This window comes from Paenibacillus sp. YIM B09110 (assembly GCF_037167145.1).
Lineage (GTDB): Bacteria > Bacillota > Bacilli > Paenibacillales > Paenibacillaceae > Pristimantibacillus.
In genome coordinates this window covers 16,546-31,043 of the sequence record NZ_JBANSP010000014.1, presented here as the reverse complement: position 1 = coordinate 31,043, position 14,498 = coordinate 16,546, and the positions used below count along the sequence as shown (strand labels likewise).

Here is a 14,498-nt window from a genome sequence, read left to right as displayed (position 1 = left end):
AATAAGATGACCTATCATTTGCTTCTTGTTGACGATGAAGTCCATGCGATTGAAGGAGTAAAAACGGATCTTGATCTAAGCAAATTGGATATTGCGAGATTGTATACGGCCTACAATATAAGACAGGCAAAGGAGATCATGGACAAAGAAGTGATCCATATTCTCCTGTGCGATATTGAAATGCCTCAAGGCAGCGGATTGGAATTGCTGGCATGGGTGCGAGAACACCATCCGCTTACGGAAACGATTATTCTCACAAGCCATGCCGATTTCAAATATGCCAAAGAAGCGTTGCAGCTCGGAAGTCTCGACTATCTATTGAAACCGGTATTTGCCGATGATTTGGAGCCGGCCATTAGGAAGGCGCAGGATGTGATCGTCAAGAATTCCGAAATGAGCAGGAACAGTCAGTCCTGGTTAAAGCATCATTCGCTTATTATTGAACACTTCTGGCTCAATCTGATCAACCATTCGACTCCAAGCCATCGGGATGCTGTTCGAGAGCAGATCGAGCTCCATCATATACCGATTACGGAACATATGATGTTTCTTCCCGTCTTAGTCCGAGTTCAAAAGTGGCATAAAGAGCTAAGACGCAGAGATGAGAAAATTCTCGAGTATGCGCTGAAAAATTCCGCCGAAGAAACCATCATCGGCAGCGAGAGAAACGGAAATTGCTTGCAGCTTGAACGAGACATGCTTCTCATAATACTGGCTGTAGAAGGTCAGGCGGGTTGGGATCTTGAATCTGTGCAGGATGCTTGCCGACACTATATTGCTGCGTGCAATCAGTATTTTTACTGTGATTTGTCCTGTTATCTTGGCCAGATCGTCGAGGCGCACGAGATGCTAGGCATCGTTACAGATCTGAGGAGCCAAGACCGGAACAATGTGTCCGTTGTAAACAAGGTTTTCACCGATCAGGATGCCAAGCCTAACGTACAGCTTATTGAAATGCCTGACTGGAGCGTATTGTCGTCCTTGCTCAAGACGGGTACGAAGGAGTCCGTTATACAGGAAATTAAAGCCTTCCTTACCGAACCCGTTCGGAATCGAGCCTTGGACGCCAATTTTCTGCATCAGTTCAACCAGAATTTTGTTCAATTGCTGTACACTTTCCTATACGCCAAGGAGATTCAGGCACATCAATTATTTGGGGAAGAAGAGTCGAGGCGTCTGTCCGAGAAAGCCGGACGCTCCGTCACGGATATGCTGGAGTGGGCTGACTATGCCATTAATAAAGCGCTGAATCAAGCACAGGCGGTTGAGGAGTCCGATACGATTGTCCAGACGATTAAGCGTTACATCAGCCTCAATATGGATAAGGAAATTTCTCGGGAAGAGATGGCCGAGCTCGTATTTTTGAGCGCCGATCACTTGACTAGGCTATTCAAGAAAGAAACGGGTCACTCCATATCCGATTATATGATGTTGGAAAAAACGAAGCTGGCGAAAGAGCTGCTAACCCAAACCGCTATCTCGATAAGTGCGATTGCAACGGCAGTAGGCTATTCGAATTTCTCCCATTTTACAAAAATATTCAAAAAATATGCCGGGGTGGGCCCAAAGGAATACCGAAAACAATTTGGCGGGAACTAAGGCTGATATATTATTGTCGGAAAAGTGCTATTCAACTTGCCGAAAAACTGTTAGTTTGCTCATCTATCGAAGGCTATACTGAATTTGATATCAATGAGAACGTAAAATTCAGGATGGATGGTGAAGAAAACAATGATTCGAATTTCATTCAATCACGATTGGACGGTAGGCAAGAAAAGCGGCTTCTTCTCAGAAATGACGAGTACGCCGGTGCAGCCTAAGCCTGTTACTTTGCCGCATGACGAAATGATCGAAAGAAAACGTCAGAAGCCTGATGATGGAAGCGATGCCGGCAAACATTTAAACGCCGTTGGCTATTTTCCTGAAGGTGAATACGACTACAAAAAGACGTTTTTTGTCCCTGCTGAATATAAGGAAAAAAGAGTAACGATCGAATTTGAAGGCGTTTACGCCAATGCGATGGTGTATGTTAACGGCGATTTTGCCGGACAGTGTCCGAACGGCTACACGAATTTCTATATTAAAGCGGACCGTTTTCTTAAATACGGTGAAGACAACGAAATCAAAGTCGTGGCGATGAACTATAAAGACTCGCGCTGGTATACAGGTGCAGGTATTTATCGCAATACGAAGCTTATTGTTGGGGATTTGGTCCATATCGCTCTAGATGGCTTGAAAGTATCCACCCCGGATATTACGAGCGATCGTGCGGCAATTGCCGTGGTAACTGTCATCGAGAACGAAGGGATTCATACCCGCACCGTGAACGTTCAGACGGAAATCGTGGATGCCGACGGGAAAATCGTGGCCAGTGATGTCGTGCCTATTACGCTGTTCGCAGGTGAAAGCGCAACGTTACGCCAACGAGTCTACGTGAGATCGCCTAAGCTGTGGAGCGTGGAGCAGCCGAATTTATACACTTGCAGCACTCGTCTTGTGGCCGATCAGGAACAGATCGACGAAGAGACGACTGCATTCGGCATTCGCTCGTTATCCATTGATCCCGACAAAGGACTTAGCATTAACGGCGAGGTAGTGAAGCTGCGCGGTGCTTGCATTCATCATGACAATGGCATAATCGGGGCTGCAACGATTGATCGAGCTGAAGAGCGCCGTGTCGAAATTTTGAAAGAAGCGGGTTTCAATGCACTGAGAAGCGCGCATAATCCGATAAGCAAGGCGATGCTGGACGCCTGTGACCGCCTTGGAATGTTGGTCATGGACGAGAGCTATGATATGTGGACTTCAACGAAGACTGATTACGATTATGCGCTTCATTTTCCACTCTGGTGGGAGAAAGATATCGAAGCGATGGTCAACAAAAATTACAATCATCCATCCGTCATCATGTACTCAATCGGTAATGAAATTCCAGAAACAGGACGTGCTATCGACTCGGTGTGGGGGCGGAAGCTGGCTGAGAAGGTTCGGTCTCTAGACAATACCCGCTATGTAACGAATTCCATTAACTTCATGGTTGCCATCATGGACGAATTCAAGAAGATGAGGCAAAGTGGCGGCGCACAGGGCAAAGATGAAGGCATTAACACAATGATGAACAATATGAAAGACATTATGGCGATGATCACCGCAAGCGATTTAGCCACTGCCAAAACGACTGAGTCGTTTGCGTATGTTGACATTGCTGCGTATAACTATGCTGACGCGCGCTACTTGAAGGATAAGGAGCTCTTCCCGAATCGTATCATTGTCGGCGGTGAGACTTATGCATCGAGCATTGATAAGAACTGGAAGCTGGTGAAGGAGAACAGCCACCTTATAGGTGACTTTACCTGGACGGGCTGGGACTATCTTGGGGAAGCTGGAATTGGCAAAGTTACCTATGATTCAGGTGAATTCGCAGGCGGCGTCTTTGGCGCATATCCTTGGCTAGCGGCTTGGGTAGGAGATATCGACATTACCGGTTACCGTCGTCCGGTTTCGTATTATCGCGAAATCGTCTTCGGACTTCGCAAGGAGCCGTACATTGCGGTGCAACGGCCGGAGTATTATGACAAACAGGCGATTCTATCGATGTGGAGCTGGAGCGATTCCGTATCTAGCTGGTCATGGAACGGTTATGAGGATAAGCCGATTAAAGTGGAAGTGTATGCCGACGCGGAGGAAGTCGAGCTTCTGGTGAACGGGAGTTCGGTGGGCAGAGCCGCCGTGGGCGAAGAGAACCGCTTCAAGGCGGAGTTCGACACGGTATACAAGGCTGGGGAAGTTGTAGCGGTAGCCTACGCGAAGGGAGAAGAAATCGGCCGGATGACGCTTCGTTCGGCGACCGGCGACGTTGAATTGAAAGTTGAGGCAGACCGGGCGGAAATTACCGCTTCGGACAGCGACCTCTCGTTCGTAACGATTCGTTTAGTGGACGAGCATGGACATGTATACAACACCGCTGACCGTAAAGTGGCGGTGCAAGTGGATGGGCCAGGTGTCTTGCAAGGCTTCGGCAGTGCCAATCCTAAGTCTGAAGAAAATTTCTTCGATAGTGAGCGCACAACGTTTGACGGCAGAGCGTTGGCGGTGATACGCCCAACGGGCGCAGGTCTGATCACTGTCACGGTATCGGCAGAAGGCTGCGCTTCACAATCAACGCAGATTCAAGCAATATTAAACGACAAATAAGATCCGATGGAGAAGACATTACTTCAGGCGATTACGCATACGGCAACGGTGATCTAGTTTTGCAGGTTTGTACAACTACAAGGGGCTGTCTCAAAAGTCATATATGACTTTTGAGACAGCCCCTTGTTCATTTTGCATAACAAAAAGAAACCGATTCTTTGACCGACACGCGTTGCCTTTAACCGCATTTGGAGAAGGTCAAAGCAGCTCTCGGAAATTTCCATAAAGCGAGCTGTCTCGTCAAGCATACCTACTTTTGAGACAGCCTCATGTTGTCGTTAAATCCGGACATCGCTGGAAGGACCGTTGCTTTCGTTGCGCCGCGCTTCATCCAGCTCATGCTCCCATGTCAAATGCTGATATGGAGCAGCGGCGGCGTCCGTATCAAACCATTGCATGAAATCTTGCCACATGGCAGTCGTCCAGGCTGCATCGATCTGCGCCGTCGTATAGGTATTGGCGTTAAGACGCGCAAAGCCGAATACGTCGCGAACCTGCGACTTTTCCGCATTTGCTGCGGTGAGCTCCGCCAAGTGGGCAGGGATGAAGATGACGCCAGCCGGCGTGCCGAGCACGACGTCGCCCGGAAGACAGACTGCGCGCCCGATGCGGGCCGGAACGTTCATGCCGACCATCGTGACGTCGGCGATCGCGGTCGGGTCGCTGCCTCGATAGTAGACATTGATATTTTCGATTTGCGTAATTTGCTGATTATCTCGAATGCCGCCCCAAATAACCGCGCCGCCCGTTTTTGTGCGGGTAGATATAGCCGTGGACAGGTTGCCTCCCACATAAGTACCTTGATAAATTTTGTCGAACATATCGATGACGACGACGTCCTCTTCCTCCAGCGAATCAATGACCCATTGGTTGAAAAAGCCTCTGCGGCCCTCTTGCTCGTGGCCGTAATTCATCAGCGTATCATGCAGGTCCGGTCGCTTAGGCACCATGACGGCTGTCACCGCGCGGCCGACCATTACTTTGTTCGGATGAATGATCTTGAATTCACCCTCGAATTGATAGTGATACCCTCGAGACCAAAGCGGTCCCCATGCTTCCTCGAGCGTAATGCGGCTTAAACGTTCCAGCACGTTAGACGGCACTTTGGGACGGCCGTCCGGGAAGCGTTCGCCTTGCCATAGCGGTGACAGCTGTATCGTATCTTCTGCGTTATTGAATTTCATAGTGGACACCTCGATTTATAATATTGTGCTCCTGATTAGTACCAAATTAACTCCAAAGCCGGTCATTGGACCAATAGCCGTTCCATTCGTCGGTAGGCAGCCATAGTCCGGGAATTTCCGGATGCAGATGCGCGGCGATGACCTCGTTGTTAAGCTCCTCGATGCCTAGACCAGGCGCATCGGGCACGTGGATGAATCCGTTCTGGACAAGCGGCTTCGGCAGCTTGCTGACAATGAGATCATCCCACCATTCGACATCAACGGAATGGTATTCCAGCGCGAGGAAATTTTCAGTGGCGGCTGCGACATGTACAGCCGCTAGGCAGGCGATCGGGCTTTCCGCCATATGGATGGCCATCGCGACGCCGTATTCCTGAGCCATATCGCCAATCTTTTTCGTTTCCAGGATGCCGCCGGTCGTCAGCACGTCAGGGTGAATGACGGACACGCCGCCGGCTTCCAGCAGAGGCCTAAAGTTTTCCTTCAAGTAAATGTCCTCGCCGGTACAGATGGGAGTCGTCACCGCGCTTGCGAGCTGCGCGTACTGATTCGTGTACTGCCAAGGAATCATGTCCTCCATCCAAGCCAGATTGTATTTGTCAATGCGGCGGCCCAGCTTGATGCAGTCCTGCAAGCCGATATGTCCGAAATGGTCGATGGCAAGAGGCACCTCATAACCGATGACCGCGCGTACTTCGGCAACGTATTGCTCCAGCATGTCGAGGCCTTTCTCGGTAACATGAATTCCTGTGAAGGGATGTGCGATGTTGTATATATCGTAGTGGCGGTTGCGCGCTTCCCGCAGCTCATGCTCCGGTAGATTAGAACCTTTGCGCGAATACCAAGCCTTGGACAACGCCTTCATTTCGTCCAGAAATCCAAGCGGCGCGCTCAGCGTTCCTGGCTCATGAATAATTTGATTAATGCCGAGATCCATTTTGAGGAACGTGTAGCCTTTTTCCATCCTTTTTTGCAGTGCCAAGCCCATTGCCGTGCCGGTAGCTTTGCCGTCTACGTCGGTATCGCAGTACATGCGGATCCGATCCCGGAATTTGCCGCCCAGCATTTGATAGATTGGCATGCCATAGGCTTTGCCGGCGATATCCCAAAGGGCGATCTCGATGCCGCTTACGCCGCCGCCTTGCCTTGAATGCCCGCCGAATTGCTTGATTCTGCGGAATAGCTTGTCGATATTGCACGGATTTTCGCCGAGAAGTCTGCTCTTGAGCTGCAGGGCAAACTGTTTATCGGCTCCGTCCCGCACTTCGCCGAAACCGACGATGCCTTGGTTCGTGAACACTTTGATCAGGCTGCAGTGCATAGGTGCGCCGGCAATATCGGCAAAACGAATGTCGGTAATACGAAGCTCCGACGGCCCCGAGTAGGTGTTGACGTAGGACAATGTGCTTTCATAGGTTTCCTGTTGAGTCATGGAAATAGCTCCTTTGCGGATTATAGGTATTTGGCATAATCATGCGATTACATCAACATGCCGGCACCGTCCAAGCGAACGGTGGCGCCTGTCATAAACGAGGTTTCGTCCGAAGCGATATAACAGGCGAGCGAAGCGACATCCTCGGGCAGTCCGACGCGTCCGAGCGGGAATTTTTTGCGGCTCGGCTCCTTGTGCGATTTGAACTTGCCGACGTCGATCGCGCCGGGCGCAATTGTATTGACTGTAATGCCATAACGCGCTAGCTCTATGGCGCTTTCCCTGCCGAGCATCTTGATGCCGCCTTTCGACATACAGTAAACGGCGTCGAAATCGGTCGGTCGTTTGCCATGAACAGAGGAGATGTTAATGATACGGCCAAAATTTCTTTGTTTCATATCAGGAATAACCGCCTGCATGCATTGCCAGTATCCTTTCAGATTGACGTTCATCACTCGGTCGTACAGCTCTTCCGTATATTCGAACCAGTTGATATTAAGCTGCAGCGCGGCATTGTTGACCAATATGTCGATGCCGCCAAGCGCAGCCGCAGCCGTATCGACCATTCGGACGATCTGCTCCCGATCGGCGATGTCGGCTTGCACGATCATGCACTGGCCGCCGAGCTCCTCGATGCGCTGCTGCGTATCCTTGGCTCCGGTATCGCTGGAGTTGTAGTGGATGGCAACCTTCGCACCGCGCCGCGCAAGCTCGCACGCTATGCCTTTGCCGATGCCCGTTCCCGCGCCGGTGACGAGTGCCGATTTTCCTATCAAGCTTTGGCTCATTGCGATCTCGTACCCCCCTCGGCAGGCTTATTCATTCGAATATCCATGTAATGCAGGAGGAAGCCTCCGTCCAGCCTAATATCGGCTCCGTTCAAATAACCCGAATCATCCCCCGCAAGGAAGAAGGCCAGTTCGGCTAAGTCGCCTTCGGTGACGAGCCTGGTCCCAGGAACCTTGTACCGGTAATCGTCGTAAAGCCCTGAACTGTCGCTTTGAAAAGTGATATCAGCACCTTCGACGGGGCCCATCTCGATTACATTGACGCGAATGCCGTGCCGTCCAAGAAACAGCGCCGCCTCATGGGCCAGCATCTTCACCGCGCCTTGCGAGGCGCTATAAGCGAAGGAGGCACCGGTCGGCTTCTCGCTATGAATAGAGCTGACGAAGATGATGCTGCCGCTCCCTCTGGCCGCCATCCGCTTGCCGATCGCCTGCGTACAGAAGAAGGCCGATTTCGCATTCGCCTCCATCATTTCGGCGAATATCGATTCTTCGCCGCTTTCGACACCGACTGGCTTTATGACGCTGCAATTGTGAATCATGACGTCAACCGGGCCAAGCAGCGTATCGGCCTCGTCCAGCATTGCCGTCAGCTTGCGGCTGCTGCATAGGTCGGCGTGGGTCACGAGTACTCGGGAGCCGGCGGCTTCGCAGGAAACGAGTACATTGTCCCATTCCTTATCGTCTTGAACACTGTTCAGAATAAGATCAGCGCCGCCTTGGCCGAACCGCTCGATTAGCGCCTTGCCGGACAGGCTGTCGGCATCCGCTATGAAGACCACTTTCCTTGGCACCCGTGTATACCTCCTTAAAAATCATGGATTCCGTTTTCGCTTCGATTCTCGTTACATGACCATCTTACCGATGTGCCCAAGCGAAAATCGATGCTGTAAAATTATCATTTTGTTTGTTTTTTTACGGTTAATGTGTGGGAATACAGGCTTATAATTATGATCTTGACTTTCTTGTTGTAAGCGCTTAGCATCATATTATCGATTATCGATAATTTACGAAATATACCAACTTTTAAGGTGGTGGAAGCCTGTGTCCATCGAAACAGCCAGTTCGTCGCAAAGTCCAATCTCTCTTAGCGAGCATGTCTATAACACGTTAAAGAGGCAGATTATGAAGGGTGAGCTGCTACCCGGACACCGAATGATCGTAATGGATATCGCCAAGCAATTCAGCGTCAGCCAAGCGCCCGTCAGAGAAGCGCTGGAGCGGCTGAAGCAGGAAGGGCTCATTGTCGGCAAAGCGAACAAAGGGTCATCCGTATCTGAGATTACGGCCCAGGAAATCCGCGACATTTACGAGCTCCGGCTGCTGGTTGAGGGACACGCGCTTCGCGCCACGATGAAGGTGCTGGAGCCGAAGGATATTGCTTATCTGGAGGACGTAATAGCGGGTATGCGGGAAGCGATCGATAAAGGGGATCCGTATCGGCTGGTCGAATTGGATATGGGCTTTCACGGCTATTTTTATTTGCGGAGCGGAAACGCGCTGCTATACGACATTTGGAACAGCATCAAATCAAAGATTATGCGTTTTATTACGGTAACGAACAAGGATCATCAAGGCTACTCGATTCCTGACTCGCATAGCCAAATTTTGCAACTCATCAAGTCGGGCGACGTCGAGCTTACGGAAAAGAAGCTGATTAGGGGATTAGGTTTCTACAAAAATTACACCGGAGACTAGCAAGGAAGCACAATCGATTCATTATCCTTTCTCAGAGAGAGGAGTGCCGAATATGAAGCAAGGGACAATCGTTTCCGACTTTGCCCGAACGCTGAACGACCTGCTTCCCAGTAAAGGCTTTGCTGCCGGAGATGTGAAGAGGATACTTGCGGAGAGCGGGCTCCACGCTTATTACGCATACCCGGCTCTGGCTCTGTTCGGCGTCAGCACAGCGGAAACGGATTTATGGTCTCGTAGATATGCCTCAGATGAATTGTATGCCGTCATCAAGCGGCAAGGACCCGGCAACATTGCTGTCGTTCCGGATGACAAGGGGCATATCGGAGTCGTATTCTCTTGGGACGACCGCGAATCCATAGCTGAGCTGTACGACCGCATTTGCAACCAAGAGCATAATTTCAACCTTCAATCCATTTCGCTTGGTATTAGTAATCCGTATCCGAATCTATCGGATTTACATGATTGTTACGAGCAAGCTCTCTTCGCAATGAAACACCGATTTTACCAAACCCATTCACAGCCTATCTACTATAGCAATATCTACGAATATGCAAACGATGCGGAATATCCGTTAGTCAAGGAGGATGAGCTTTTACAGCTACTGACTAGAGACTCCATATCTGAGTCAGCAATGAGGCAAGCCATAGATGACTTCTACAGTACGTTGACTCGAAACGGTCCGCTTCAGGTCAACAAAGTCGTAGACGCGACGCTTCAACTTTTGATCAGCTTACAGCTTCGGGCCAAATCCGCACTCGGGCAGCCGCATCTATGCAGCACGCCGAATATTTCGGCGCTCATGCAGTTGCAGACGCTGGAGGAAATGAAAGAAGCGGTTCGCGAGGCAATTAAAGGGATGAAGGGGACATCTAGCGCCGCCGGCAGCATCGATCGCACGCTTATCAAGAAAGCGATTACGCTGATGGAGGAGGAATACGGCCAAGCATCGCTGCATTACGTCGCCGATAAGGTGTTCATTACTCCCGCCTATTTAAGCGCCTTGTTCAAATCCAAAATGGGTGTCACCTTTATCGAGTATCTGACCCGGATTCGCATTTCCAACGCCAAAAAACTGCTTAAGCAAACGCATATGAAAAACTATGAGGTAGCCGAACGGGTCGGCTATCACGACTCCCGTTACTTCAGCCAAATTTTCAAAAAGAAGGTAGGCTTGTCGCCAAGCGAATTTCGGGATGCCAAGTAGTGCGAAGCGTTAAAATGAGTACATGATGGAGCATATTTTCAGCTCGTTTGATGGAAAATCGGCAAAAATAAAGAATGGCGGTGCTAAGGGAGGTTATCCCTGCATCGCCATTTTTGGCTTTCGGTCTATCACCACCGGAGAGAGGGCTCACTTTCACTGCGTAACTTTCCTCAAGTTTACAATCGAGAAATTTTGTTCCAAGTCACATATAAAAACATCGAAAAATGTTGTAAAATAGCACCATGTAATGGTACTGCAGTTATTGCATATTGCATTTTAAAAGAGCTTGAGGTGAATATTTCATTTGAAGAAGCAGATCGCAAAAGTGTTGGAGTTATTGGAAGTGCCTGAAGTTCAACAACGAATTATAGAGATTGTTAATCAAGGAACTTCTCAAGTTGAGATTGAAGCCGTAACGGTGTTGGCCAGTCATTCGTTGCACCCGCATATTGAACAGCTGCAACAACAACTTCTTACGAAAGAAAACGAACTGGAACAGCTGAAAAGCGAAATGCGAGCAAAGGACACGGAGCAGTTACGTCTAAAATCAGAAATTATTCAAATGAAAAAACAAGAGGAAAGCGACCGAGAAGCGCGTCGGCGGTTGGAGGAGAACAATATAGAGCTAGGACAACCGTTTAATAAGCTTCGACTTATATATAAACAGTGGCTAAATGATTCTCCATCTTTACAGAACAGGGTAGGCAACATCATTAAGAGCGGCAGCTTTGAGCATTTTGTTGTAAGCAGCGTTCAATATGATTCGCTCCTTGGCTTGTGGGATTTCGCTCAAGGCGAAATTCAGAGCGCTAAAATGACGGAAGCAGATAGGGCTCTGTTAACTCGTATCATAGAAGAGGGGATGAACGCCTATAACATCATCTATGAACAACCGCTCTTTCAGATCTATCACGTTGCGGTTGGCAATTCGTTCGATGAGGACACCATGAGTAGAGCAGGCGGAAGTAAACCTTCCGGAGCTGTTAACGCTCTTCTATTGCCAGGCATTCTTAATGTGAGAACAGGCAAGTGGATACGTAAATCATTCGTCACAGTAGGAGGAACTGGCAAGTGAATCGAACACAATTGATTGAGCAAACGGAAATATATGTGAATTACGATCAAGCCATAGCAGTGTATGCAGATCGTCAGGGCGCACTATTGCTAGAAAGAGTGAAGATTGCGTTTAAGGAACTGCATCAAACGTTAAACGATTTGTTTGTAAATCAAAGATTTATGACGATGAAAAATGTGCCGGTTTACTATCATAAATCGGTGCATGCTCTATTGCCTTTGGAACCGAAATACGGATACGTTAGCGATAAATCGATCAAAAATTTCGACACAAACATGTTGTTAATTGCCCATAAATATTGGGGTGATTTTATGACTCTGGATGAAAGTAGAAAGATATTTTCGGCAAAGTGGAGTTTTCCAAATCAGGTTGATGAGGATCAAATCCGATATGATAAAGGGGATAATTTCCGAGTTGCTTATATGAAAACATCGGCTGAATTAGGCGGAAGAGACCTTGATGATGAGATGCTGCGAGAGGAGCCTGGTGTCGTTGTTCCGATCTATCGCCTGGGAGAGGTTATGCCGCGTCCGGACTCCCCGACTCAACTGCTGCTTTGCTGGGTGAAAGAAGATTTGATTCCGGAAGCCTTCTCAGAACAAGAAGAGTATCAGATCAAACAATTGATGAAGATAAAATCGTTCTTGAAGTTCGGTGAAAATAAAGATGTGATCTTCGAAACTCTTAGTTTTGTTAAAGCTATCATGGAGAACGAGTTTCATACAGATGCATTTGGCCAGAACTGGGGCATTTCTGATATTGAATACGACGACATTCAAGAACAGTTGAATGATAGCGACTTTTCGGAAGCTATTTCTCTTCTGCTTGATCGCGATACCGTACGCGCGGACATTGAACCGTACGTCGAGCAAATGGTTTACGATCCAAATCGCGGATTATGGGAACTGTGGCCGACCAGCACGGCGGAAGATCTAGATACTTTATTTAAGGTGAAAGCGTCTTTCGAAAATGGCGCCATAGCGCGTCATCCCGTATCGGACATTCGTTATGACGGCGTGGTCGGCATTGATTTCGGTACGAAAAGTACGGTTGTCGTATTTCAGCGAGACGGAGAGCATACGCTTCCGATGCGGATCGGTATGGGCCGATACAGCAAGGAAGTACAGCTGGAGCATTATGAAAATCCGACGGTAATGGAATTTATCGATCTGGATAAATTTCTAACAGACTATCATGAGCTTAGAGCGCGTCCATTTACTTCATGGGAAGACGTAACCGTATCGCATACAGCTATCGGCAGTTTAATGAGCAGCGACAGCGATATGTTTTATAGCCATCTCAGCGAATTGAAGCAATGGGCCGGTGAAAGCAACCGGACGCTTCGATTGCGCGATAAACAAAATGTCGACCGCATATTACCGGCTTTCAAAGAAGTGACGGACGATTTTAATCCGATTGAAATTTACGCGTATTACTTAGGATTGTTCATCAATAATCAGCATCAAGGCATTTATTTGGATTACATGCTTTCGTTCCCCGTGACTTACGAGAAAGAAATACAAGATAAAATTATTTCCAGCTTCCGTAAAGGTTTGTTGAAATCGTTGCCGCTTCCGCTGCATGAGGATGAAGAGGTAATGGAGCGTTTTCGCGTTTCCTCCGGCGTAAGCGAGCCGGCCGCATATGCGGTATGCGCATTGCAACAGTACGGTTTTGAGCCGACAGGAAATGAAAAAGTGTTTTACAGTATTTTCGATTTTGGCGGAGGGACGACAGATTTCGATTTCGGCATATGGCGCGAAGCAGGAGCTAAGGAGCGCCGCTACGATTATGTGATCGAGCATTTCGGTGCCGGCGGAGATCGTTATTTAGGCGGAGAAAATCTATTGGAATTGCTCGCGTTTGAAGTTTTTAAGTCGAACCAGCAAAAGCTGCGAGAAGAAGAAATAACGTTTATGCTTCCGCCGGAATGCGAACCGTTTGTCGGCAGCGAGGTTATGCTGACCGATTCCCAAGAATCGAAGATTAATATGAGGCAATTGGTAGAAGCGTTGCGTCCGTTATGGGAACGACATGAAGGGTATGAACAGCAGTTCGACAAAGGCGTTCTTAAAGTAAATCTGTTCGATAAGCACGGAAATGCTTGCCCTGGCACTGAATTGACTGCCGATCGGGAACGGTTGGAATCCATCATTTATACCCGTATAGAGAAAGGAGTTCGCAATTTCTTTGAATCGTTGCGTAGAGCCTTTAGCAATCCGAACATTGCCGATGTCGAAGTGGTCCATATCTTCTTAGGCGGAAATTCCAGTCGTTCGCCTGTTGTTCAGCAACTGTTCGAGACGTATATAGCCAAAGAAACCGATCAAATTTCCTCATCCGTCCATACGAATGGAAAAGCGTACTTTGAAATTTATCCACCGCTTGGAACGGAAGAAGCATGGGAGATACAGAGGGAACGAAGAGCAGGACAAGCTGTAGATATAGGTATTGAAGCTCCTACCGGAAAAACAGGGGTTGCTTTCGGATTAATACAATGCCGCAAAGGCGGAGTAATTAAAGTGGTCGATCATAACGTGACCCAGGACGAAGCGAAATTTAACTATTTCTTGGGCGTATCCAAAAAAGGAAAGTTTCACGTTGTTGTAGACCGCGAAACGTCATATGGCGCTTGGCACCTGTTCATAGACGCGGCGGAAGAAGATTTTGAACTATACTTTACGACGATGCCGGAAGCAAGCACAAACGAAATGCCCATTCAGCAAACAGAAAGACGAAAGTGCAGAATAACGCATACAAATGAAAACGCGTATGTATTCATCCGCGCTAAAGGTCCCAATACGATCGAATATGTTGTGGCAGAAGAAGAAGAGATCGCTGCTAGCCAAACATTCGATCATATCGAAACTTTAACTTTAACAGCAAGCAGGTGATCCCATTGCAGGACCAACAACAACGTCCA

General features: G+C 48.5%; 10 protein-coding genes. 6 read left to right on the top strand and 4 right to left on the bottom strand.

Annotated features, from left to right (window positions below; genetic code table 11):
- Window positions 1-6: 6 nt before the first annotated feature.
- Together V8F51_RS19740 and V8F51_RS19735 are read left to right on the top strand one after the other, a co-directional pair.
- The gene (locus V8F51_RS19740; RefSeq protein ID WP_337102123.1) at window positions 7-1,599 is read left to right on the top strand and encodes a response regulator; all 1,593 of its coding nucleotides are present in this window, start codon (window positions 7-9) and stop codon (window positions 1,597-1,599) included.
- Window positions 1,600-1,731: 132 nt separating this feature from the next.
- Window positions 1,732-4,194: a glycoside hydrolase family 2 TIM barrel-domain containing protein gene (locus V8F51_RS19735; protein ID WP_337102122.1), complete on the top strand. Its 2,463-nt coding sequence runs from the start codon at window positions 1,732-1,734 to the stop codon at window positions 4,192-4,194.
- A gap of 278 nt (window positions 4,195-4,472) precedes the next feature.
- On the opposite strand, the gene V8F51_RS19730 is transcribed toward V8F51_RS19735, so the two are convergent.
- From V8F51_RS19730 to V8F51_RS19715, 4 genes are read right to left on the bottom strand one after another with little or no spacing between them, the layout of a single operon-like run.
- Window positions 4,473-5,378, bottom strand: coding sequence for an RraA family protein (locus V8F51_RS19730; RefSeq protein ID WP_337102121.1), 906 nt, complete (start codon window positions 5,376-5,378; stop codon window positions 4,473-4,475).
- A 46-nt stretch (window positions 5,379-5,424) separates the two neighbouring features.
- The gene (locus V8F51_RS19725) at window positions 5,425-6,810 is read right to left on the bottom strand and encodes a mandelate racemase/muconate lactonizing enzyme family protein (protein WP_337102120.1); all 1,386 of its coding nucleotides are present in this window, start codon (window positions 6,808-6,810) and stop codon (window positions 5,425-5,427) included.
- A 47-nt stretch (window positions 6,811-6,857) separates the two neighbouring features.
- Window positions 6,858-7,598: an SDR family NAD(P)-dependent oxidoreductase gene (locus V8F51_RS19720; RefSeq protein ID WP_337102119.1), complete on the bottom strand. Its 741-nt coding sequence runs from the start codon at window positions 7,596-7,598 to the stop codon at window positions 6,858-6,860.
- Entirely contained in the window at window positions 7,595-8,392 is a 798-nt protein-coding gene (locus V8F51_RS19715) for an SDR family NAD(P)-dependent oxidoreductase (protein WP_337102118.1), read from the bottom strand. Before V8F51_RS19715 ends, V8F51_RS19720 begins: the two co-directional genes overlap by 4 nt.
- A 250-nt stretch (window positions 8,393-8,642) precedes the next feature.
- Between V8F51_RS19715 and V8F51_RS19710 the strand changes: the two genes are divergently transcribed.
- The 4 genes from V8F51_RS19710 (at window position 8,643) to V8F51_RS19695 (ending at window position 14,469) form a co-directional block, all read left to right on the top strand.
- On the top strand, window positions 8,643-9,296 hold the full coding sequence (locus V8F51_RS19710; RefSeq protein ID WP_337102117.1) for a GntR family transcriptional regulator: 654 nt from the start codon (window positions 8,643-8,645) through the stop codon (window positions 9,294-9,296).
- Window positions 9,297-9,348: 52 nt separating this feature from the next.
- Window positions 9,349-10,500, top strand: a complete 1,152-nt coding sequence (locus tag V8F51_RS19705; RefSeq protein ID WP_337102116.1) for a helix-turn-helix domain-containing protein — start codon at window positions 9,349-9,351, stop codon at window positions 10,498-10,500.
- A gap of 304 nt (window positions 10,501-10,804) precedes the next feature.
- Window positions 10,805-11,575: a hypothetical protein gene (locus tag V8F51_RS19700; protein WP_337102115.1), complete on the top strand. Its 771-nt coding sequence runs from the start codon at window positions 10,805-10,807 to the stop codon at window positions 11,573-11,575.
- The gene (locus V8F51_RS19695; protein WP_337102114.1) at window positions 11,572-14,469 is read left to right on the top strand and encodes a hypothetical protein; all 2,898 of its coding nucleotides are present in this window, start codon (window positions 11,572-11,574) and stop codon (window positions 14,467-14,469) included. Before V8F51_RS19700 ends, V8F51_RS19695 begins: the two co-directional genes overlap by 4 nt.
- Window positions 14,470-14,498: the final 29 nt, after the last annotated feature.